Origin of the sequence: Hyphobacterium sp. CCMP332 (assembly GCF_014323565.1) — a bacterium.
In the GTDB taxonomy this organism is placed as follows: Bacteria; Pseudomonadota; Alphaproteobacteria; order Caulobacterales; family Maricaulaceae; genus Hyphobacterium.
This window is the reverse complement of record NZ_CP058669.1, coordinates 1638784-1659798: the sequence shown is the minus strand read 5'-3', so window position 1 is coordinate 1659798 and position 21015 is coordinate 1638784. Positions and strand designations below refer to the sequence as shown.

Genomic DNA, 21015 nt, shown 5'->3' with positions numbered 1-21015 from the left:
GACGGCTTTGCGGGCCCGGCTGGCCGCGGGCAATCCGAACTTCGCGAGCGGAGTGAATTCCCGGGTGAATGGCGCGCTTTCCCCATTCGCGCATCGCGAGTGGGGAAGACTGGCCGTGCCTCTACAGGGACAGGATTGTGAAATGCCTCGGTGAACAGACCTGCCAGGATCGATCACAGGCGGCATGACAGGCGGTTATGGCGCGCCAGCGGGGCTGAGCGGATCTGGCGGAACGGTCAGATACGGGCGAGCCGGCAGCTAGACTGATTTTTCCTCTGCCGCGTCGTCTTCAGCTTTCAGCGCCGCTCTTTGCTCCTGAAGGGCGTCCGGATAGGAGGCGGTGTCTCCATATTCAAGGAAGGCCGCATAGCGCTTGTGCGCGTCCTTGATCCGTTCGGCATGTTTGATCGGGCACCAGTATTGCTCGGTCCGGGAGGCAATTTCCTGGACATAGGCGAGGACGCCATTGGCGTAGGCGCAATAGGTACAATTGATCTTCTGCATGATGTTCAGATAGGCGAGGCGGTGGCGATCGAAGACGACATAGTCGCGGCGTTTGACCTGCCGGATGCCATAAACGCGAAAGCAGACCATCTGGAACAGGCTGGCGAACAGATCGAGCGCAATAAAGGGCAGGGTCACCGCATAGATGAAGGGTGAGGTGAGGATTTCCAGAAAACCGGATGTGGCGAAAAAGCGTCCGGCCGAGATTTTCAGCTTGCGCTGGCGTTCCTTCACTTCGCGGCTGAAGACCGCCCGCCCGTGCGACCATTTGTATTCCAGATCGCGGCGGCGTTCGATCAGCTTCTCCTCCAGCTCGGCTTCCAGTGCCCGGATACGGGCGGCCAGAGCGTTGATCTCGGATTTCATGGCGGCATCCTCCACAGGCGCCGCGTTGACCGCTGGCGCGGCAAACCACAAGCGTCTCATGGCGATGGCATGGCGGCAAGCCGGAAGGGGGCGGGCCGCTGTCTGGTTCATGAATTCTGTATGCGGGAACAGCGCCGGTCTCCGATGCGTTTGACTGACAGGTAGTCTGTTGGAGATCAGCCATGAAGCAACGCGAAAAACACGACCTGCCCTCCTATTCGCCCGGGACGGCGATGCCGGAGACGGAAAAAGAGGAGGAGACGCAACCGGACACGAGCGACAAGACACGCTGATCCCGTTTGCACGACGGACTGTTTTCCCTTCACAATCCCCATCGCATTGTCAGGGTGGTAAACTGGTGCACATGGCGTCAGCTTTCCGCCCATACTGCCTGCTGCCGCTGACACAATTGTAGTAGTAGTAGGAGACAAAATCGCAAAAACTGGAAAAATGTGGCCATTCACGCCGCATTGCGGGGATAAACAGATGAGCCAGTCCAGCCTGCCGGAAGATGACTACATCATCGGCGCCTCCAATCAGGAAATACTCCGCCTCGGCCAGCAGCATGCGATCTGGCGCGAGCGGGCGCTGGCCGGCTGGCGCCGGGCCGGTCTCAAGCCCGGCATGACGGTGCTGGATATCGGGTCCGGTCCCGGCCATGCCAGCTTTGATCTCGCGCAACTGGTCGGCCCGACGGGCAAGGTCATCGCGGTCGATCAATCGGCGCTCTTCCTCGAGGCCGTCAATGAAGGCGCGAAACTGCGGGGGCTGACCAATATCGAGACCCTCAAATCCGATCTCGGCAAACTCACCCTGCCGGGCCATAGCGTGGATATGATCTGGTCGCGCTGGGTCTTGTCCTTCCTCGCCGACCCGCAGGATTTGTTCGAACGTCTGAAAACGGTCTTGAAACCCGGCGGCGTTTTTATCGCGCATGAATATGGCCATTACGAAACCTTCGGTTTTTCCCCTGCGGATCCCGTGCAGGACCGCTTTATCGATGCCGTAAAGGCCAGCTGGCGCGCCTTTGGCGGCGAACCGAATATCGCCAAACAGCTGCCCGCCATGATGGCAAACATCGGCTGGAAAACCGAATTCATGACGCCGCATATCTTTACGACACGCCCCGGCGAACTGGTGTGGAACTGGCCGATGGGGTGGTTGAAATCGGACGGAATTGACCGGCTGGTCGAGCTGAAATTCCTGTCAGAGGAAGACGGACAGCGGTTTCATGCCCTCGCCAATGAACGCGCCGCCGATCCGAACAGCATCCTGACAACGCCGATGGTGATTGAAGTCATCGCCCGGCGAACGTCTTCAGACTAGGCTGACGCCATGGATCGTATCGACTCCCTTCGCCTCTTCGTTGCCGTTGCGGAACTCGGCAGTTTCACCAAGGCCGCCGAGAAGGAAGGCATGACGCCCGGCGCGGCCTCCAAGCAGATTACCGCTCTGGAAACCCGGCTGCAGGCGCGGCTTCTGGAGCGCACGACGCGCTCGGTCCGGCTGACGGATGCCGGCCAGGCCCTGCTGGAACGTATCCGCCCCTGGCTGTCGGAATTTGAACTGATCGAGGACGGCTTTGCCGACGATGACGCAGCGCCGGTCGGCGTGTTGCGAATATCAGCGCCGGTCGATTTTGGTGCGCGAATCCTGATGCCGGTAGTGGCGGATTTCATGCGCAAATGGCCGGGTGTGGATGTGCGGATTTCCATGGCCGACCGCATGGTGGATCTGGTCGATGAAGGGTTTGATCTGGCCGTTCGTATTGGTCATCTCACCGATTCCAGCCTGATCGCCAAGAAGATCGCCCCCGCCTGCATGTCTGTCGTCGCATCGCCGGACTATCTGGCGGCGACCGGCCATCCAGACATTCCTGCAGATCTCGTCAATCACGACTGCATCATTGATCGCAACAAGCCGGCACCGCAGCTGTGGAAGTTTTCTCAAGGCGAAGCCACCGAAGAAGTGAAAGTCTCCGGCCGCCTGACGCTCAATGGGGCAACAGCGGCCATTGAAGCGGCCGCGCAGGGATTGGGGATTGCCTGCAGCCCCAGCTGGGCGGCGCGGGATGCGCTGAGGGCAGGGCGGGTCGTGCCGGTGCTGGTGGACTGGGAACCGGATCACCGTGATCTCTGGGCGGTCTTCCCGTCCAGCCGGTATCTGTCGCAACGTGTCCGCCTGTTCGTTGACCATCTCGCCGACAGCTTCAAGGGGCAGCTCTGACGATACTGGCGGCCGGCACGCCCTCGTGGCAGTATGGCGGAATACTCGGGGATACATGATCTGGGGAGATCACGATGAAACGAATTCTAGCAGTCCTTATCGCGGCCGCCGGGCTGACGGCTTGCGCAACGACCAGTCCGGGCGGCGGGCTTGCCAGTAGCGCGTTCGACTATGAGCCGCAGCGCGCAACCGAACTTCCCGACAGTCATTTCGGATACGTCATGTCGGGCGATACGGGTTGGGACGGGGCGATGGTTTATCAGTCCTCGGGCCAGACGATTGATGTCGACTTCTCGTTTACAAACGGCGATGGCGGGATGACGGTCAATCTGGCCATAGAAGAGCCCTATCTGAACGAGGGTGTGCGCCGCTTTACCGGGCAAACCGGTGATGGCCGGGATGTTTTTGTCATGTTGCAGGCCGGGCCATGCGCGGATGGCGAGGAATCCTATTTTGCAACGCTCGTCATTGGCAGCGACAGGTATCGCGGGTGCGCCTCCGAGAATGCGGCGAATGATCGCTGGTCCAATTATCTGGCCGACTGGATGCCGGCGATAGATCTCTGCATGGCCGAGCTGCGCAATGATGCCGATCACGTCACCTTCGCCTATTCCACAGCCAGCGGGACGGCCATCCGGATGGCGGACCATACCGGCAATCGCTGGGAATGCGTGACCATCAATGATGTACGGGTGAATGCCATTGTGCCTTTGAGTGCGGTTGATGTCCGGCTGGGTGAGGCGGATCCGATTTTCGTCCGGTCCGAAATGCCGACCCGGGGCGATGCGTGCTATGTTTATGAAACGGTCCGAGATGCCGGTGGAAGTCTGATCGGGGCCTTCGGCTATGACTCCTGTGCCGGACCCAGAGCGCCGGTCAGTTAGGCATTCTTTAACCGGCGCGGCTCACCTCGGAGACCATGCGCCGGTTTATTCTCTCCTGCCTTTCGGGCCTGATCTTCCCCGCCCTCGCGGTGGCGGATATAATTGATTTGCGTGAACTTGGTTCCGGCGAACGCGCGGACCTGTTTATCGGGTTTGATGACGCTCCGGAATTGCTGGTCTCGCGCGTGAATGACGGCGTAATCGAGCTGGAATTTTCCGGTCCCCGGGCTTTTTCGCGGCGTATCGAGCCGCTGCGCAGCCGCTGGATTCTGGCTGTCGAGGCCACGCCAACCGAATTTGGGCAAATGGTCCGGATTGAACTGCCCGGCAGTGCTGATGGCCTGGATGTCACGCCGACGACAAGCGGGTACCGGTTGAGCTGGACGGCGATGGCTGCGGACGGTGACCCGGCGACAGCATCCACGCCGACTGACACGCCCGCACCTCCATCGGCCACGTCTGGCGATATGCCTGACACAGAAGCGATGGATAATTCAGCGCCTGATGCGGCAACGCCTGACGCGGCGGAATCGCAACTTGCCGAAACGCCGGTGCCGGCAACAGCGATGAATGCCTGCGCTGATGCGGCCGCTACTGTGGAAACCGACCCCTGGGATATCGACGCACTGACACGGCATGCCGAATGCTTGCTGGATGAAGGGCAAGCCGATGAGGCGGCGGTCTTGCTGGAACGGGTGATCGCGTTCGAGCCCGGACGTTTTGATGCGGTTATTGCACTGGCAGAGGCCCATGCGGCACGTGGTGATCTGGATGCCGCCAGAGCGTTATACGAGCAGGCCGCGAATGTTGCCGCGACTGACGGGCAGGCGGTCGCCGCCCGGGCCCGCGCGCGGGAGCTTGTCAATTAGAGGCTCAATTCCGGTTTGCTGACGCGTTCCAGTTCCGCGAGTGTTGCGTCATCGGCTTTCACCAGTTTCCGGGCAGACAGGTCGAGAATGCCGGCAATGCCCTGCATCGACCAAAGCAAGCGTCCCCGTTTGTCAAAAACCCAATGGATGATGGTGCGAACATTACGATCGGCGGACTGCACACCGGAGCGGATGACATAGCCATCGCCGATTTTTGGCCAACGGCGAATGCAAATGCGCCCTTCCAGAAGCGCGCCGCCGATTTTGACAGAGCCGGACGCATGGGCGGCGGTCTGCTCGGGAAAGGCTTCGGAAAAATTCGCAGCGGAATTGGATATCTTGCCCTGAAGGTGTTCGGGCATCATCTGCCGGAACGGACCGCAGTCTTCCGGATTGATGCGGCCGCGCCCGATTTGCGACAATCCCAGATTATCGGCATCGCTCAGACGGATGCCTTTTTTTGGTGGTCCGGCATACAGACTTCGTGGCTTCGCCTCCTCAGGCAATCCTGTCAGTAACGCTTCGAGTTCGGATCGAATGCGATTGGGCCATTCAAATCGCTTTCGTGAGCCCGCGACGCAATGATTCAACCGCATGGTGAAAACCGCCGCCATGCGTTTTGATGCGGCATTGCGAACAATCAGGCAGATATCTGCGGACTTCGCGTTGACCCCGACAATTGCGCCTTCAATCACCAGCGGTGTGCCGGGATGTACTTCGCCGAGATAGCGGATGCTGATATCGCGCGGCAGGAGTGTCGCGACACTGCCGGGTCCAAATGCGCCCGACATGCCGATGCGTTCAGACAGATCGCCGACCGCTTCCCAGGCTTTCGCCAGGTAGAAACGAACATTGAGGTGTCCGAGCTCATCGCACTCCCACGCGTTCGCGCATCCTCTCCAGAGCTCAATCATTCCTGCCCCTGGTGTTTGCTAGCTGCAATTGGCGCACCGGCCGTAATGTTCAACGACAGACCGGTCTGTCCTGAAACCCTCCGGAGCGTTCTGGGGTTCGGGCGCGCCATGGCGTTCATCAACAGATCCGCAATTGCCACAAATGTAGAGTTCGGCACCGCCTTTGTCGTGGCAGTGGGCACATGCGATATAGGCATTGAGGGCTTCAACCTTGTGAGCGAGCCCGACCTCCATAAGAAAATCCAGCGAACGATAGACGGTCGGCGGCTTCGCTGACCGATCCGTCGAGCGCATTTGATCCAGCAGATCATAGGCCTTGATCGGTTCCGAGGCCTCGACGAGCAATGCCAAGACGTTGCGCCGCAATGGCGTCATGCGCATGCCGCGGTCTGCGCAATGCTTCTCGGCATGCGCCAAAGCAGAAGAGACGGAATCAGAGTGAGTCATATTGCAGAGATTTAATCCTGTTCGGCTGCGAAAATCGAGCTTTGATGCTTGTCGTGTTCGTTATGTTATAATATCACATAATCGAATTTTCGAGAGGTGCCCGATGTCTGCGTTGAAATATGGTGTCTGTATTGCCGCACTTTTGAGTGCTCCGGCCCTAGCTCAGAATAGCGATGAGCCGGTGGTTGACCGTATTATTGTAACTTCATCACCCTTGCAGGTGCTGGCTGATGAAATCGTGGGGTCTGTTGATGTGCTGACGGCCGACCACATCGAGGAGAATCTTTCGGGCAGCCTGGCCGATACCATTGCGCATGAGCCGGGCGTGACCACAACCTATTTCGGGCCCGCCGCCAGCCGTCCGGTTCTACGCGGACTGGGCGCGGATCGCGTGCGGGTGCTGGTGAACGGTGTTGGCCTGGTCGATGCGTCAACTGCCAGCCCGGATCATGCTGTTTCTTCAGAGGCGCTGGAAGCCGAGCGGGTGGAAATCCTCCGTGGCCCCGCCGCAATTGCCTATGGCGGTGGCGCGATCGGTGGCGTGGTGAATGTCATTGATGGCCGTATTCCGGAACGCTTGCCCGAAGAGGGTATGGAAGGCAGATTCTACGCCGGATCGACCAGTGTCGACGAAGGCTATCAGTTCGCCGGCCGAAGCCGGTTTTCGGTGGGAAATTTTGTCTTTCACGTCGAGGGCTTGCAGCGCGCTTCGGAAAATTACGACATCCCCGGCTATGCGGAATCGGCCCGCCAGCGCGCCCTGGAGGCCGAGGAACATCATGACGACGATCACGATGAGCTACAGCCGCTGACGGCATTTGCTGAAGACGATGACCATCACGACGAGGAAGAAGAGGAAGCTTTTGGCACTGTTCCGAACTCTGATCTTGAATTTACCAGTGGCTCTGCCGGGGTTTCTTTTGTCGGCGATTGGGGATTCATCGGCTTGTCATACCGGACGAGCGACAGCGCGTATGGACTGCCGGGCCATGCGCACGGGCATGGGGAAGAGGGCGAACATGAAGATGATCATGATGACGCTGGCAGTCTGATTGCGTTTGCCGAAGATGATGATCATGGCGATGAACATGCAGAGGAGGCCGACCCGCGCCTTGTCATGACCCAGAACCGTTGGGATGCCCGTGGCGATATCCGCTTTGAGGGCGCGCTGATCGAACGTGTCCGCTTCTCTCTGGGAACCGGTGACTATCGGCATAGCGAAATTGAAGGCGATGAAATTGCTACCACTTTCACCAATGACGGCTGGGAAGGCCGATTGGAGTTGCGCCATCGCCCGATCGGCGACCTTGAAGGAGCCTTCGGCATTCAAACCTTTAGCCGTGATTTCGCGGCGATAGGTGCCGAGGCCTATATCGTGCCGGTCGACACGTCTGATTTCGGCGTTTTCCTTGTCGAACGGTTTGACAGGGGTGATTGGGGCCTTGAAGGCGGGTTGCGCTTCGAAAATCGCGACGTTGATACCGCTACGGCTTCCCGATCCTTCCAGACAGCAAGCGGGTCTGCTGCTGTTTTCTTCCGCCCCCAACCGGATATTTTCCTTGCCGTGACCGGTGCGCTGTCCGAGCGGGCGCCGACGGATGTCGAGCTGTTTGCCAATGGAGCTCACCTCGCGACGCGAGCGTTTGAAGTTGGTGACATCAATCTTTCGCCAGAACTGGCGGCCTCAATTGACCTTACCGCCCGGATCGACCGGAGCGACTGGTCTCTGGAAGGCGCCTTGTTCTATGCCGATTATGACGGCTTCATCGGCCTGTTTCCAACCGGCGCGGAAATGGAAGAGCTTCCGGTTTTCCAGTATGCGCAACAAGATGCCCGTCTCTGGGGCTTCGAGGCACGGGCTGAACGTGAGTTCGGATCGGCCTCCGGCTGGGATTTCCGCGGCGAGGTAACGGCGGAATATGTCCGCGGCGAGCTGGACAACGGGAATAATCTCCCGCGCATTCCACCGCTTGGCCTTTCGGCAATGATCGAGGCCGAACGCGATATCGCAACGGCGCATCTGGAAGTGGTCTGGTCCGCCGAGCAGAACGACATTGCCAGTTTCGAACTTCCAACGGATAGCTATGCGCTGGTGAATGCGCAGCTCGTCTTGCGCCCGGTCGAAGATCAGGACGTGCGCCTTATTCTGGAAGCACGGAACCTGACGGACGAAGAAGCCCGCTTGCATACAAGCTTTCTGAAAGACCTTCTGCCGCTGCCCGGGCGCAATTTCCGGGCGGCCTTGTCGGTCGCTTTCTAGAACGCCTGCGGCAGGCTGCCGCGCGGCGTTTCGTACCCTGCCTCGACATTCCGGAACCCCCTAAAGTCCATACATCAATTATGGACATAGGGGGTTCCCATGAAATCGATTTTAATTACCGCCGCCATTGCAAGCGTGCTGGGTTCGGGCGCGTCATTTGCCGATCAGGGTGACTGGCTCATTCGTGGACGTCTGCTGAGCGTGGCCCCGAACGAAAGCGCTTCCATCAATCCGATTGGTGGTGATGTCGATATCGATACCAGTTTTGTGCCGGAACTCGATATTTCCTACTTCTTCACCGAGCGCTTTGCGGTCGAGCTCATTCTCGGCGTCACGCCTCACGATGTGATGGCGATCGGAACAGCGGCAGGAAATGTGGACCTGGGTGAGGTGACGTTGTTGCCACCGACCTTGACGGTTCAATATCATTTCCGACCTGAAGGGACGATCCACCCCTATGTCGGGGCGGGTATAAACTATACCGTTTTCTTCAACGAGAATCTGGCAGCCGGAAGCATTGCGACGGCCATCGACTATGACAATAGTTTTGGCCTCGCCTTGCAGGGCGGTATTGATTTCGATGTCAATGAAAACTGGTTCTTCAATGTCGACGTCAAATACATCGACATCAACACTGATGTGACCATCAACAATGCCATTACGGCTGACGTTGATATTGACCCCTGGGTCTTCGGAATCGGCATCGGCCGCCGCTTCTAGACGTTTTCGAAATGCCACACCTGATGGCCGTTCGGCAGTTTGCCGGACGGCCATTTAACGTCCGGGTGACGCAATCCGTTGTTATATGCGCCCGGATTCGCTATCTAGCCCCAAATTTCGAAAACCAAAGGACGACGCCATGGCTGACGCCCCTGCCACTCAACCGCTCTCGGGACAGGTCCCGCTTTATAAAAAGCCGGAACCGCTGAACAAGGAAAAGCACCGCAAATTCGGCATGTCGCCGCCGAAGGAGCCGTTCGCCTTCCTAAAGGAATCGCATTTCCTTCCGGCAATTGTCGGCGAATTCTCCCAGTATGCCGGCTTCTTCCCGGTTATCTTTCTGGGCGAACAGCGCCTCCCGGTCGTGGTTATGGGGCTGAATGCGGGTGAAAACCTGTTCATTGATGCCGACGGTAATTACGAGCAAGACACGATGCTGCCGGCTTTCGCCCGCCGTTATCCATTCGTGAGCGCTTCCAACGGGCCGGACCAGCCGGCCACTGTCTGTATTGATGTGGAGGCCGATGGCATCGGAGAGAACGGCCAATTGCCCTTCTTCGACGAAAACGGCGAGCCGACCGAAGCCTTGCAGCAGGCGATTGATTTCGTCAGCGCGTTTGACGCCGATGCCCGCTCCACCGAGATGTTTGTGAAGCGGATTCTCGAACTCGACCTGTTCGAGTTGAAGGATGTTACGCTCAAGGACAATACGACGGGTGAGAGCAAGAAGGTTGCCGAGTATTATGGCGTTTCGGAGAAAAAGCTGAATGCTCTGCCGACAGATGTCTATCTGAAGCTGCGGGATGAAGGCTTCCTGCCGGCCATCTATTCGCATCTGATTTCGCTCAATCGCTGGGACCGAATTCTGAACAAGGCCATCCGCCGTCAACAGAATGCTGCGCCCAAAGCGAACTGATCAATCGCACACGACTGATCACAAAGGTGCGAGAGGGCTACCCCCCTCTCGCACTTTTTCTATATGACCTGTCAGCAGATAGAATGAGTGACAGGATATGGCCCGTCTACTGACCCTGATGATTGCGCTTCTGGCGCTTGTGCCGACTGCAACTGCGCAATCGAGTGTGCCGGGGCGATCGGCGCTGGGCAATGACGCGATGGTGGATACCCGGCTGGTGGCGGACCAGGTCGCCGTATCACCGGGCACAACATTTTATGTCGGTCTCAGAATGGAGATCGAGCCGGGCTGGCATACCTATTGGCGCAATCCCGGCGATTCCGGCGAGCCGACCAGCATTGACTGGATCTTGCCCGAAGGCGTTTCGGCAGGCGAGATTATCTGGCCTGCCCCGACAGCCTATCCCTTCGGGCCGTTGATGAATTACGGTTATGGCGATGAAGTCGTTCTGCCGATCCCCCTGACGATTGCGGACGACTATTCTGACCGGTTTCTGGAAATACGCGCCGCGGCCAGCTGGCTGGTCTGTGAGGAAGTCTGCATCCCCGAATCGGCTGATCTCGACCTGTTTCTGACGGTCAGCGATGCGGCCTCGCCGGATAACACCGGAGCGGCGCTGATCCAGTCAGGGCTGGATCGCGTGCCATCAGAAAGTGATCTGTCTGCCGGTATTGCGCGTTCGGCCAGTTCCCTCATCCTGACCATCGAGCAGCCCGAAGACGGGCGCACCGTTCGCAATGCGGCGTTCTACCCCTACTCCGACATGGTAATCAATCACGCTGCTGAACAGGTCGAGTATATCTCTGACGACGGCATCGCATTGAAACTGGACCCTGCGCCTGAAGCGCGTTCGGGCCTGACCCGGGCACCGCAGGGCGTTTTGACCTACGAGGTTCAGGATGGCGGCGAATGGATCAACCGGGCGATTGTGATCACTCCGGAATCGGGGGTCAAGGTCATTGATGTGCCGCAAGATGCGTTCGCCGGTTCGGTATTGCCGGTGACGCTCAGCGGCCTGGCGGTGACGCTGATTTTCTCGCTTATTGGTGGTCTTATCCTCAATCTGATGCCGTGCGTTTTTCCGGTGCTCTCGATCAAGGCGCTGGGTTTTGTTGAGCGGGCTCATTCCGCGCCGGGTGAATTGCGGCGGCATGGTCTGTTGTTTCTGGCGGGTGTGCTCGTCACGTTTCTGGCACTGGCGGCGGTCTTGCTGACGTTCAAGGCGATCGGTGATCCGATCGGGTGGGGCTTCCAGCTGCAAAACCCGCTGGCGGTCGGCATTCTGTCTCTCGTGATGTTCGGTATCGGCCTTAATCTCGTCGGCCTGTTCGAGGTGGGTACCAGCCTGCAAGGCGTTGGCGGACGCTGGGCGAATGCAGGCGGCGATGCCGGGGCGTTCATGACCGGATTGCTGGCGGTCGTCGTGGCGGCGCCGTGTATCGGTCCCTTTGCGGCCGGCGCGTTGGGGCTTGCCTTTTCGCAACCGGGTTTCGTGCTGGTTCTGGTCTCGCTGATGCTCGGTCTCGGGCTTGCTCTGCCGTATCTGATTTTGTCTTTCTATCCATCGCTTCTCAAGTGGCTGCCCAAACCCGGACCGTGGATGGTTCGCTTCAAACAATTCCTGGCTTTTCCGATGTTCGGCGCGGCGATCTGGCTGGTGTGGGTTCTATCCATGCAGGGCGGGCCGCAAGGCGTGTTGATGTTGCTGATCGGATTCCTCGCTCTGGGATTCCTTGTGTGGACATTGAAATTTTCCAATGTCACCGCGCGCATTGCCGCCGCAGCAGGTGTCCTCATGCTGGTTGGGGCGCTTTTTGGCGTGTCGCGCAGCACAATGGCTGTCGAGTATACCGGGGAGCCATGGTCGCAGGAACGCGTCGACATGCTCGTGGCCGAAGGCCGGCCGGTTTTCATCGACTTTACGGCCGCCTGGTGCGTCAGCTGTCAGTTCAACAAACAAATGACGCTGAATTCCCGACAAGTGGTCGAGGCCTTCGAGGCGAACGAGGTGACAGTCCTGATCGCGGACTGGACCAATCGTGATGACCGGATTGCGGCGGCGATACGGGGCTATGGCGCTGCGGGGATTCCGCTTTATGTCTATTATGCGCCAGGCAGTTCGGAACCGGTTATCCTGCCGCCGATTATCAGCACCGGCCTGATCCTGGATACCTTGAATGGCGATTAGCGGAGCGGTCCGCGCGAACAGCCGGGATCGACGCCGGTAAAGGGTTCGATCTCGTCCTGATCGGCGATGGGGCCGATTTCGGCGGCGTGTTGCAACAGATCTTCGAGGTCGATGAAAACCTGAATTCTGTCGGCGCGGATTTCTGCGGCGGCCAGAGCCTGCTGATGGGCCAGCGCGTCTTGCGCCATGCCGCGATAGATGCAGCGCAGATCTTCGGGTCCGTTGCGCCTTTCCATCTCAAGAGACAACCGCATCGCTTGCGTCGAGAAGGCGTTCAGACCGCTGTAGAGGGCATCATCCGCTGAAACTTCAGGCGCGCTTTGCGCAGGATAGGATTGAGCCGTTGCGAGTCGTGCCTGCGCTTCGGTTTGCAGTTCCGACGCGAGCGCTGCAAACTCGGCACCGGGTGCGGACTGATAGCTGCTCAGTGCGATTAACAGGGCTGAAAGGAGGGGCATTGGACTCTCTTCTGCGGCCAATCCGTGCCGGATGTGGAGTGAATGATCATGGCGATGACCCGTGAACAAGCCGTTGAAGCGATCCGCACGCAGGCTGACCGCGATTCCGGCCGCGATGGGCGCGATTTTCTGCGGGAGGAGGACCGCCGGCTTGAACAATTTGTGCTGTCGGCGGCCGGTCTGACCTTCGACTTTGCCAAGCATGACGTCTCCGGCGAAGCAATGGCGGCGCTATTGGCACTGGCAAATGCCGTGGAACTGGACGCTGCCATTCAGGCGCTGGCGCGCGGCGAAGTGGCGAATCAGACCGAAGGCCGTGCCGCCCAGCACATGGCGCTTCGCGGCGGCGGCAAGGATGAGGCGCGCAAGTCGCAAGCCAGAGCCGAGCTGGACCGCGCGCTGGCGTTTGCGGAGGACATTCGCTCCGGTGCTTTCACCTCATCCAGCGATGAGGCGTTCACGCATATACTGCACATCGGCATTGGCGGCTCGGATCTCGGACCGCGCCTGATTCATGACGCGCTGTCCAATCCCAATGCGCCTGTCGAAACGCGATTTCTGTCGAGCGTGGATCCGGACGCGTTCGAACGGGCCACGGCCGGGCTTGATCCCGCAACAACCCTCGTCTTCGTCGTGTCGAAATCGTTTGGAACACCGGAAACGACCCTGAACATGCAATCGGCCATCCAATGGCTGGAAGCCGGCCTGGAAGGCGGGATTGGCCGCCATCTTGTGGCCGCAACATCGCAACCGGACGCGGCGCGGGCGCTGGGCTTTTCTGATGAGCGTATATTCGAGATGTGGGACTGGGTCGGCGGGCGGTATTCGTTGTGGTCGTGTGTGTCGCTGTCGGTCATGGCGGCGATCGGCCGCCGGGAGTTCGAGCGATTGCTCGGCGGTGCGCAGCGCATGGACGAACATTTTATACAAGCACGCACGGCCGCGAATGCCCCGGCCATATCGGCGCTGATCAGCTGGTGGCACCGCACAATCCGCGAATGCCAGTCTTGGGCGGTTGTGCCCTATGCTATCAAGCTCCGGCTTCTTCCCGGATGGTTGCAGCAATTATCCATGGAATCGCTGGGCAAGTCGGTCACGGTCGATGGAGCGCCGCTGGACGGACCCGCGGGGCCGGCGGTTTTTGGCGGCGAGGGGCCAGACAGCCAGCACGCCTTCTTCCAGATGCTTCATCAGGGCAAGGACGCCATCCCGGTTGATATCATTGCGTTTGCGACCGGCGGTGAAGCCCGGCACCGAACATCGCTTGCGGCCAATGCTGTCGCGCAAGCCGAGGCATTGCTGACCGGGCGCAATCAGGACGCAGCCATGGCCGAGCTCACCACAAAGGGTCTGTCGCAAGGCGAGGCGCAAAAACTGGCACCGCATATGGTAATGCCGGGCGGGCGGGGGTCGAGCTTCATTCTGGGGCCGGAACTGAATGCCGAAACGCTAGGTGCTCTGCTGGCCTTTTATGAACATCAGACTTTTGTGCAGAGCGTGTTGTTCGGCATAAATGCTTTTGATCAGTTCGGCGTGGAGCTCGGCAAGAAGCTCGCAAGTGCGCTGGAAAAGGAATTGTCGGCGGGAGAGTCCGGTCTGCACGATGCGTCGACATCCGCGCTTCTCCGGAAAATCGAGTCGTATCGCCGCTAATGGGGGATTCAGGTGCTTGACGTCCCCTGATTGTGACGCCAAGGTAACAAACAGGACAGGACCTGATCGTTCAGTCCTTCGGCGTTTCGGGGAGGAGACGCCTCAATCGACCAAATAATTACGGGCCGGCATTTGCCGGCCCGCTTTTTTTGTCCGAAACCGGCTCACATTCAATAATAGCCGTGCGGTACTTCACGTTGCTCGCGCGATGATGAAGACGATGATGTCTCATCGTCAGCCGGAATGCTGGCACAAGCGGTAGCCGTGGCCGCAAAGAGTGTGGCGGCCAACAGGGCCAGGACTTTCTTGAAACGCATAGTGGAACTCCCTCGAGGTTAAAGCGCTGTGCGCCCTCAATTGAAGCCCTTTCCAATGTCACGACCTGCCCGAATTTTCCCCGTTCGGACAGGCCGATAAAAAACGTCTATTCGTCGTCTTCGTCGATTTCGATCACAATGCTGCGGCTGGATGATCCTTCACCGCCTGCCAGCTCTTCCACTTGCAGACGATTTAGCCATTCGGTTCGGGCCTCGCCTTCCAGCTCTTCGCCATCGACCCAGATCCGTTCGTCGCCGTCTTCACTGACAAATCTCAGTTCGCGGCCGCCGCTTTCCCGGAGAACGCGGATCGTATCGTCGTTTATGTCCTGATTGTGCCGGGCGATGATATGGGCACGCCGCGCTTCGCGACCGGCCTCGGCCAGTTCACGCTCGGCCTGCTCCAGCTCGATCCGCATGGCGCGCAAGGCTTCGGCGCGTTCGCCTCCGGATTCGCGAAGTTCGATCCGGACTTCACGCATGGATTCGGCGATGTCTTCGCGCGCGCGTGTCAGTTCGCGCCGGACTTCCTCGCGTTCCTCGTCCGTCATTTCGCGGCGTTCGCCGTTGATTACGACCATGCGTCGACCCTGATTGCGTACCAGTTCTTCCTCGACACGGGCGAGCGCACGTTCCATTTCCTCGCTGTGCAATTCGTCAACGACGATATGCATGTTGTCCAGATTTTCCATCTGCGCATGGACTTCGGCCATTCGAAGCTCCATGTCGCTGTCGTCGAATGTGAATTCAAACGTACCGTCACGCCCGTTGATGACGTGAACATTGTCACCGGAAATGACGATTCGGCCGTCTGCAGATGTCCGGACGGCATCGCCATTGATGAAGACGTCGCCATCGACAACTTCAATGTTTACGCCGCGGATGACGATGGTCTGACCGTCAGCAGCATCGCGTTCGACGACGACATGAACATTTTCACGGTATTGATTCTGGTCGCTGGCCATGGCGGCGGTCGTGCAACCGGCGGCGATCAACGCTGACCCGGCGACGGAAAGGCTGAGAAGCTTTTTCATATGTCCCTCCAGTTAGGAGCGCTCACCGTCTCACCCCGCTGATTACCAGAGGTGTGCGGTTCGCTGAATATTTCGTCATGTGGTTGAAAGTGTTGCGGCGATGCATGGGGATTTGGGAAAGCATGCACCGCCGCTGGAAGGGGCCTTTCATGAAGGCCGGATCAAGCTGATCCATTCCACATTACGGCGGCTTGGCGATGGTGTGACGAATTGGTCAGCAACAGTTCATGAAGCGGCGCAGAGTTTGCACAGCCGCTCATGTTGGCAATAATGACATGAGACCGGTTCAGGCGGAGATTGAGATGCGCAGACGGACATTCTTGCAAGGCGCAGCCGCCAGCGGCGTCGCGGCCCTGTCAGCCCCAGCAATTGCGAGGCAGGGGTTCACCCTTCGCCAGAAAGCGGCCCGCATGCTGTTGATGGGCTTTATCGGCGACAATATGGAAACAGATGGTGCCGCCGCGATCGCCGGTCATCTTGAATCGGGCCGTATCGGTGGTGTCCTGTTCCTGCGCCACAATGTGCGATCGCGAGACGGTGTGGAAGGCATGACGGCCCATTTCCGTTCCATTGCGCCGGATGCCTGGATGGCGGTGGATCAGGAAGGTGGCGCGGTGCAGCGCCTCTCCGGTGATCTTGGCTATTCCCCCATTCCACGCGCCTATGTCATTTCCGAAGAGCAAACCGTCGAGGAGGCGCGCGACATCTATCGTGCCGCCGCCATCGAGTTCCGCGATGCCGGATTCAATCTGAATCTTGCGCCCGTCGCGGATGTTCAGGATGACGAGAATGGCGTGATTGGCCGATGGGGGCGCGGCTATGGGGCAGACGGCGAACGGATTGCCGAATATGCCGGAGCCTTCATTGAGGCCTTCGAAAGTGTCGGGGCGGCCTGCTCCATCAAACATTTTCCCGGGCATGGCCGGTCATCGGGCGACAGCCATCATGGTTTTGTCGATATTACCGAAAGCTGGAGCGAAGCCGAGCTCGATCCGTTCCGCCGGTTGATTAATGCCGGACAGGCGCATCTGATCATGGGCGGGCATCTTACCCATATCGGCCTTGACCCGGCTGGCGACCCCGTGACGTTTTCCCGTCCGATCCTGACCGATTTGCTGCGTGGTCAAATGGGCTTTCGGGGCGCACTGGTGACGGATGATCTCGATATGGGAGCGATCCACGAAAATTATGATCAACGCGAAGCCGTGATCCGGTCGATCCAGGCCGGCAATGACATGATCATGATGTCCAACTCCGCGGCTCCGGATCCGGAATTGCCGATCCGTTTTGCAGACTGGATCGAGGCCGCGGTCGCCAATGGTGAGCTCACCGAATCCCGGATTGAAGAGTCGATGGCGCGTCTGGATGTTCTGGCGGCGCGATCCATCTAGGCACCAAAGAAAAAGGGCGGCCCGATTGAGCCGCCCTTGATCATTCAAGGCCCTAGCCTCGCAGACTATTCCCCGGAAGGAGTCTCGTTCCTCAGATATTCGTTGAGGAAGGCGAGATAGGCTTCCGATGCGGTGATGCGGTTGTCGCGGCGACGAAAGCCGTGGCCCTCATCCGGGAAGAGAACATATTCGACCGGCACACCATTGGCCTCAACGGCAGCGACCAGTTCATCGCTTTCCACCTGCAGGACGCGCGGGTCATTGGCCCCTTGTACGACAAGCATCGGCTTGGTGATGTTCTGGGCGTGGAAGAGCGGCGAGATGGCGCGGTGGCGGTCCGCGTCCGTGGCCGGATCGCCCATTTCGTCATAGAGCGCCTCGCGGAAGGCTTCCCACCAGGGCGGGATGGATTCCAGCGTCCGGACCCAGTTTGTCACGCCGAAAATGTTGATGCCGACGTCGAAGGCGTCCGGGTGGAAAGTGAGCGCCGCCGCGGTGATATAGCCGCCATAGGAGCCGCCGATCACGCCGACCTGATTATCGCGCACCCAGTCCTGCTCGCGCAGCCAGTCGCCAGCGGCGACTATGTCGCGCAGATCCTCTTCGCCATGGCGGCGATCATCCATATGGAAGAAGGTCTTCCCGTAACCGGACGAGCCGCGATTGTTCGCGGCATAGACAGCATAGCCATGATTTACGAGGTGCTGGATCGTCGCCGAATAGCCGATCCGGCTCTGCCCGCCCGGTCCGCCGTGGACCCACACCAGCGCCGGGACAGGCGCATCCGCGCTCGCGCCATGTGGACGGTAGAGAATTCCGGGAATCTCCAGCCCGTCAATGCTCTCGAAGCGGACGACTTGTGCATCCACCATCTCGTCTTCCGAAATGGCGGGGTTAAGCGCGCTGGTCAGCTGGGCGTGGTCCTGAGTGGCCAGGTCGACGATATGCAGATTGGACGGCGAGGTGGCGCTGTCGATCAGGAATGCGATCTGCTGTTCATCACGCGAGAAGCGGACTGAACCGATATCGCCTGCGGGCAGGTCGGGAAGGGCAATTGTCTCCCCAGTGCCTGTGTCGACAATGGACACTTCGGTGCGCGCGTCGGCATTGATGCCCGAGACGCGATACTGTCCCGAGGGTGAGAAGGTGACGAAGGACACGTCCCAGTCCGCTTCGATCAGCGGGGCGGTTGTCCCTGTCTCAAGCTCATAGGTCCAGGCCTGGTTGAATTCGCCGTGCTCATTTGTGGCATAGACAAGGGCGGCGCTATCGGGCGTGAAGGCATAGACGCCGTGGGCGATATTGCCCTCGTGTTCGGTGATCAGCGTGGGTTCTGTTTCGCCAGAGGCCAGATCGAGCAGCAGGATGTCGCTGTCGGCAGAGGTGCGGTTGCGTACCAGCGCCAGCCAGCGCCCGTCCGGGCTGACATCACCGATTTCCAGCGCCGAGTCGTTCTGAAAAACGATCTGGCTTTCAAAGCTCACCGTGTCATAGGCGAGGATATCCATGGCTGTCTGGTCGCGCTCATTGGTCATAAGCCAGATATCGCTGCCGTCCGGCGACCAGCCGAGGAATTGCGCACGGACCTCTTCGCCCGGTGTGATGTCGTATATTTCGCCATCCGCATCGCGCACGAAAATATGGCTGATCTCATTGCCGCCACTGTCGGCGGTGATCAGAATGCGCTCGTCATCCGGGAAATAACTGACGGCAAAGATTGCGTTGGTGGCGGAGTCGGTGAGGGCGGTGCGCTCGCCCGTCTCGGGATCGACGGTATAGGCATTGAATACGCCGGTCTCGTCGGACGAGATCAGGATGCGGCTGTCGTCGGGCGAAAACGGGAAACCCGCGCTCGAGGCCATTCCGAAACTCGTTGTCATGTGGAAAGTGGCTGCATCATGCATTGTTCGGGATGATGCCTCCTGAGCGCCTGCAAAGGTGCCATTCGACTCTCCCGGCGCGGTGCCGGTTTCAGGCGCCGGACTGCAGGCGAACAAAACGGCTGCAGGAATGGCGGCAAAAAAAGCATTCAGGCGCATCTACGATCTCCCGTTATTTTTTGATCGCCTCACTTTAGCAGGATATGGCGGGCTTGCATCATGCCGATTTCCTGCACGAAAAGAAAAAGGGCGGCCCGATTGAGCCGCCCTTGATCATTCAAGCGAGGTTGGCGTGGCCTAGAAGCCCATGCCACCCATGCCGCCCATTCCGCCCATGTCACCCATATCAGAGGCGCCACCGGAGTCTTTTTTCGGCTTTTCAGCCACAGCGGCTTCGGTCGTGATCATCAGAGCCGCGATTGACGCAGCGTCCTGCAGGGCATGACGCACAACCTTGGCCGGGTCGATCACACCAAAGGCCAGCATGTCGCCATATTCTTCGGTCTGAGCGTTATAGCCGAATGTCGGGCTCGCGTTTTCCAGCACCTTGCCGACAACGATCGAGCCTTCAACACCGGCATTGGTCGCGATCTGACGGATCGGAGCCTGCACGGCGCGGGCAATGATGCCGATGCCTTGCGTCTGATCGGTGTTGTCACCTTTCAGGCCATCCAGCGCCTTGGAGGCTTTCAGCAAGGCAACACCGCCGCCCGGCACAATGCCTTCTTCGACCGCCGCACGCGTTGCGTTCAGCGCATCATCGACGCGGTCCTTGCGCTCTTTCACTTCCATTTCGGTTGCGCCGCCGACCTTGATCACTGCGACACCGCCGGCGAGTTTCGCCAGACGTTCCTGCAGCTTCGCGGTCGTAATCCGAGGAGGTATCCTCGATCTGACGACGGATCTGACCCACGCGGGCTTCGATGTCGGCCTTGTCGCCGGCGCCGTCAACGATCGTGGTGTCGTCCTTGGTGATGGTGACGCGCTTGGCAGTGCCGAGCATGTCGAGCGTGACGTTTTCCAGCTTGATGCCGATGTCTTCGGAGATCACCGTGCCACCGGTCAGGATGGCGATGTCTTCCAGCATGGCCTTGCGGCGATCGCCGAAGCCCGGTGCCTTGACGGCCGCGATCTTGAGGCCGCCGCGCAGCTTGTTCACGACCAGGGTCGCGAGGGCTTCGCCTTCGACATCCTCGCGATGATCAGCAGCGGCTTCTGGCTCTGAACCACCTGCTTCGAGCACCGGCAGCATCGGCTGCAGGCTCGACAGCTTCTTCTCGAAGCAGCAGGATGTACAGGCAGTCTTCGAGTTCGGCGACCATCTTGTCGGAGTTGGTGACGAAGTAGGGGCTCAGGTAGCCACGGTCGAACTGCATGCCTTCGACCACGTCCAGTCTCGGTTTCCAGGCCTTGGCTTCTTCGACGGTGATGACGCCTTCATTGCCGACCTTTGCATCGCGTCGGCAATGATCTGACGCCGATTTCGGCTTCGCCATTGGCCGAGATGGTGCCGACCTGTGCGACCTCGTCGGAGGTTTGATCTTCTTGGCTGCTTCGAATGCTCGACGACCTTGGAGGTGGCGAGGTCGATGCCGCGCTTCAGATCCATCGGGTTCATGCCGGCCGCGACCGACTTCATGCCTTCGCGAACGATGGCCTGAGCCAGAACGGTTGCGGTCGTGGTGCCATCACCAGCCGCATCGTTGGTCTTCGATGCCACTTCACGGACCATCTGGGCGCCCATGTTCTCGAACTTGTCGGAGAGCTCGATTTCCTTGGCGACGGAGACACCGTCCTTCGTGGTGCGCGGAGCGCCGAAGGACTTCTCGATCACGACGTTACGGCCTTTCGGGCCGAGTGTGACTTTCACAGCATTGGCAAGCGTATCGACGCCCTTGAGCATCTTTTCGCGGGCTTCAACGCCGAATTTGACTTCTTTGGCAGCCATTTTTCAGTTCCGTTTTCTTTGTCTTGATTGGGTTTGAATG

17 protein-coding genes and 1 pseudogene are annotated in these 21015 nt (G+C 59.2%); 10 read left to right on the top strand and 8 right to left on the bottom strand.

Annotation, left to right across the window (positions count from 1 at the left end; all coding sequences use genetic code 11):
* Positions 1-258: 258 nt before the first annotated feature.
* The gene (locus HXX25_RS08505; RefSeq protein ID WP_233346611.1) at positions 259-981 is read right to left on the bottom strand and encodes a hypothetical protein; all 723 of its coding nucleotides are present in this window, start codon (positions 979-981) and stop codon (positions 259-261) included.
* Between the two features lie 375 nt (positions 982-1356).
* On the opposite strand from HXX25_RS08505, the gene HXX25_RS08500 reads away from it, so the two are divergent.
* The 4 genes from HXX25_RS08500 (at position 1357) to HXX25_RS08485 (ending at position 4849) form a co-directional block, all read left to right on the top strand.
* Positions 1357-2196, top strand: a complete 840-nt coding sequence (locus HXX25_RS08500) for a class I SAM-dependent methyltransferase (RefSeq protein WP_187165506.1) — start codon at positions 1357-1359, stop codon at positions 2194-2196.
* 9 nt (positions 2197-2205) lie between these two features.
* Entirely contained in the window at positions 2206-3096 is an 891-nt protein-coding gene (locus HXX25_RS08495) for a LysR family transcriptional regulator (RefSeq protein ID WP_187165505.1), read from the top strand.
* A gap of 74 nt (positions 3097-3170) precedes the next feature.
* The gene (locus tag HXX25_RS08490; RefSeq protein ID WP_187165504.1) at positions 3171-3980 is read left to right on the top strand and encodes a hypothetical protein; all 810 of its coding nucleotides are present in this window, start codon (positions 3171-3173) and stop codon (positions 3978-3980) included.
* 35 nt (positions 3981-4015) lie between these two features.
* Positions 4016-4849 carry a type IV pilus biogenesis/stability protein PilW gene (locus tag HXX25_RS08485; protein WP_187165503.1) on the top strand — a complete coding sequence of 278 codons (834 nt, stop codon included), beginning with the start codon at positions 4016-4018 and terminating at the stop codon, positions 4847-4849.
* On the opposite strand, the gene HXX25_RS08480 is transcribed toward HXX25_RS08485, so the two are convergent.
* Entirely contained in the window at positions 4846-5763 is a 918-nt protein-coding gene (locus tag HXX25_RS08480; RefSeq protein WP_187165502.1) for a thioesterase family protein, read from the bottom strand. The genes HXX25_RS08485 and HXX25_RS08480 overlap by 4 nt on opposite strands.
* An 18-nt stretch (positions 5764-5781) precedes the next feature.
* A complete protein-coding gene (locus tag HXX25_RS08475; protein ID WP_187165501.1) occupies positions 5782-6210 on the bottom strand; it encodes a transcriptional repressor in 429 nt (142 codons plus the stop codon).
* 103 nt (positions 6211-6313) lie between these two features.
* Here HXX25_RS08475 and HXX25_RS08470 point away from each other — a divergent pair, with 103 nt between their 5' ends.
* The 4 genes from HXX25_RS08470 (at position 6314) to HXX25_RS08455 (ending at position 12294) form a co-directional block, all read left to right on the top strand.
* A complete protein-coding gene (locus tag HXX25_RS08470; RefSeq protein WP_187165500.1) occupies positions 6314-8470 on the top strand; it encodes a TonB-dependent receptor in 2157 nt (718 codons plus the stop codon).
* Between the two features lie 99 nt (positions 8471-8569).
* The gene (locus tag HXX25_RS08465) at positions 8570-9190 is read left to right on the top strand and encodes an OmpW family protein (RefSeq protein ID WP_187165499.1); all 621 of its coding nucleotides are present in this window, start codon (positions 8570-8572) and stop codon (positions 9188-9190) included.
* 139 nt (positions 9191-9329) lie between these two features.
* Positions 9330-10106 carry a SapC family protein gene (locus tag HXX25_RS08460; protein ID WP_187165498.1) on the top strand — a complete coding sequence of 259 codons (777 nt, stop codon included), beginning with the start codon at positions 9330-9332 and terminating at the stop codon, positions 10104-10106.
* Positions 10107-10203: 97 nt separating this feature from the next.
* Positions 10204-12294 carry a protein-disulfide reductase DsbD gene (locus HXX25_RS08455; protein WP_187165497.1) on the top strand — a complete coding sequence of 697 codons (2091 nt, stop codon included), beginning with the start codon at positions 10204-10206 and terminating at the stop codon, positions 12292-12294.
* Here the strand turns inward: HXX25_RS08455 and HXX25_RS08450 are convergent.
* A complete protein-coding gene (locus HXX25_RS08450; protein WP_187165496.1) occupies positions 12291-12752 on the bottom strand; it encodes a hypothetical protein in 462 nt (153 codons plus the stop codon). The two genes, HXX25_RS08455 and HXX25_RS08450, sit on opposite strands and share 4 nt — an antisense overlap.
* Before the next feature lie 48 nt (positions 12753-12800).
* On the opposite strand from HXX25_RS08450, the gene pgi reads away from it, so the two are divergent.
* A complete protein-coding gene (gene pgi / locus HXX25_RS08445) occupies positions 12801-14405 on the top strand; it encodes a glucose-6-phosphate isomerase (RefSeq protein ID WP_187165495.1) in 1605 nt (534 codons plus the stop codon).
* A 170-nt stretch (positions 14406-14575) separates the two neighbouring features.
* On the opposite strand, the gene HXX25_RS08440 is transcribed toward pgi, so the two are convergent.
* Together HXX25_RS08440 and HXX25_RS08435 are read right to left on the bottom strand one after the other, a co-directional pair.
* Positions 14576-14722, bottom strand: coding sequence for a hypothetical protein (locus tag HXX25_RS08440; protein WP_187165494.1), 147 nt, complete (start codon positions 14720-14722; stop codon positions 14576-14578).
* 107 nt (positions 14723-14829) lie between these two features.
* A complete protein-coding gene (locus HXX25_RS08435) occupies positions 14830-15756 on the bottom strand; it encodes a hypothetical protein (protein ID WP_187165493.1) in 927 nt (308 codons plus the stop codon).
* Positions 15757-16058: 302 nt separating this feature from the next.
* On the opposite strand from HXX25_RS08435, the gene HXX25_RS08430 reads away from it, so the two are divergent.
* Complete coding sequence (locus HXX25_RS08430) at positions 16059-17147, top strand: glycoside hydrolase family 3 protein (RefSeq protein ID WP_233346610.1); 1089 nt, start codon at positions 16059-16061, stop codon at positions 17145-17147.
* A gap of 65 nt (positions 17148-17212) precedes the next feature.
* Here the strand turns inward: HXX25_RS08430 and HXX25_RS08425 are convergent, their stop codons facing one another.
* The gene (locus HXX25_RS08425) at positions 17213-19186 is read right to left on the bottom strand and encodes a S9 family peptidase (protein ID WP_187165492.1); all 1974 of its coding nucleotides are present in this window, start codon (positions 19184-19186) and stop codon (positions 17213-17215) included.
* A 138-nt stretch (positions 19187-19324) separates the two neighbouring features.
* A pseudogene (groL, locus tag HXX25_RS08420) lies at positions 19325-20975 on the bottom strand (chaperonin GroEL).
* Positions 20976-21015: the final 40 nt, after the last annotated feature.

Coding starts and splice junctions, on each gene's coding strand:
- HXX25_RS08500 (WP_187165506.1), top strand. CDS start 1,357: ATGAGCCAGTCCAGCCTGCCGGAAGATGACTACATCATCGGCGCCTCC.
- HXX25_RS08425 (WP_187165492.1), bottom strand. CDS start 19,186: ATGCGCCTGAATGCTTTTTTTGCCGCCATTCCTGCAGCCGTTTTGTTC.
- HXX25_RS08450 (WP_187165496.1), bottom strand. CDS start 12,752: ATGCCCCTCCTTTCAGCCCTGTTAATCGCACTGAGCAGCTATCAGTCC.
- HXX25_RS08470 (WP_187165500.1), top strand. CDS start 6,314: ATGTCTGCGTTGAAATATGGTGTCTGTATTGCCGCACTTTTGAGTGCT.
- HXX25_RS08495 (WP_187165505.1), top strand. CDS start 2,206: ATGGATCGTATCGACTCCCTTCGCCTCTTCGTTGCCGTTGCGGAACTC.
- HXX25_RS08430 (WP_233346610.1), top strand. CDS start 16,059: ATGCGCAGACGGACATTCTTGCAAGGCGCAGCCGCCAGCGGCGTCGCG.
- HXX25_RS08440 (WP_187165494.1), bottom strand. CDS start 14,722: ATGCGTTTCAAGAAAGTCCTGGCCCTGTTGGCCGCCACACTCTTTGCG.
- HXX25_RS08465 (WP_187165499.1), top strand. CDS start 8,570: ATGAAATCGATTTTAATTACCGCCGCCATTGCAAGCGTGCTGGGTTCG.
- HXX25_RS08490 (WP_187165504.1), top strand. CDS start 3,171: ATGAAACGAATTCTAGCAGTCCTTATCGCGGCCGCCGGGCTGACGGCT.
- HXX25_RS08485 (WP_187165503.1), top strand. CDS start 4,016: ATGCGCCGGTTTATTCTCTCCTGCCTTTCGGGCCTGATCTTCCCCGCC.
- HXX25_RS08505 (WP_233346611.1), bottom strand. CDS start 981: ATGAACCAGACAGCGGCCCGCCCCCTTCCGGCTTGCCGCCATGCCATC.
- pgi (WP_187165495.1), top strand. CDS start 12,801: ATGGCGATGACCCGTGAACAAGCCGTTGAAGCGATCCGCACGCAGGCT.
- HXX25_RS08475 (WP_187165501.1), bottom strand. CDS start 6,210: ATGACTCACTCTGATTCCGTCTCTTCTGCTTTGGCGCATGCCGAGAAG.
- HXX25_RS08435 (WP_187165493.1), bottom strand. CDS start 15,756: ATGAAAAAGCTTCTCAGCCTTTCCGTCGCCGGGTCAGCGTTGATCGCC.
- HXX25_RS08480 (WP_187165502.1), bottom strand. CDS start 5,763: ATGATTGAGCTCTGGAGAGGATGCGCGAACGCGTGGGAGTGCGATGAG.
- HXX25_RS08460 (WP_187165498.1), top strand. CDS start 9,330: ATGGCTGACGCCCCTGCCACTCAACCGCTCTCGGGACAGGTCCCGCTT.
- HXX25_RS08455 (WP_187165497.1), top strand. CDS start 10,204: ATGGCCCGTCTACTGACCCTGATGATTGCGCTTCTGGCGCTTGTGCCG.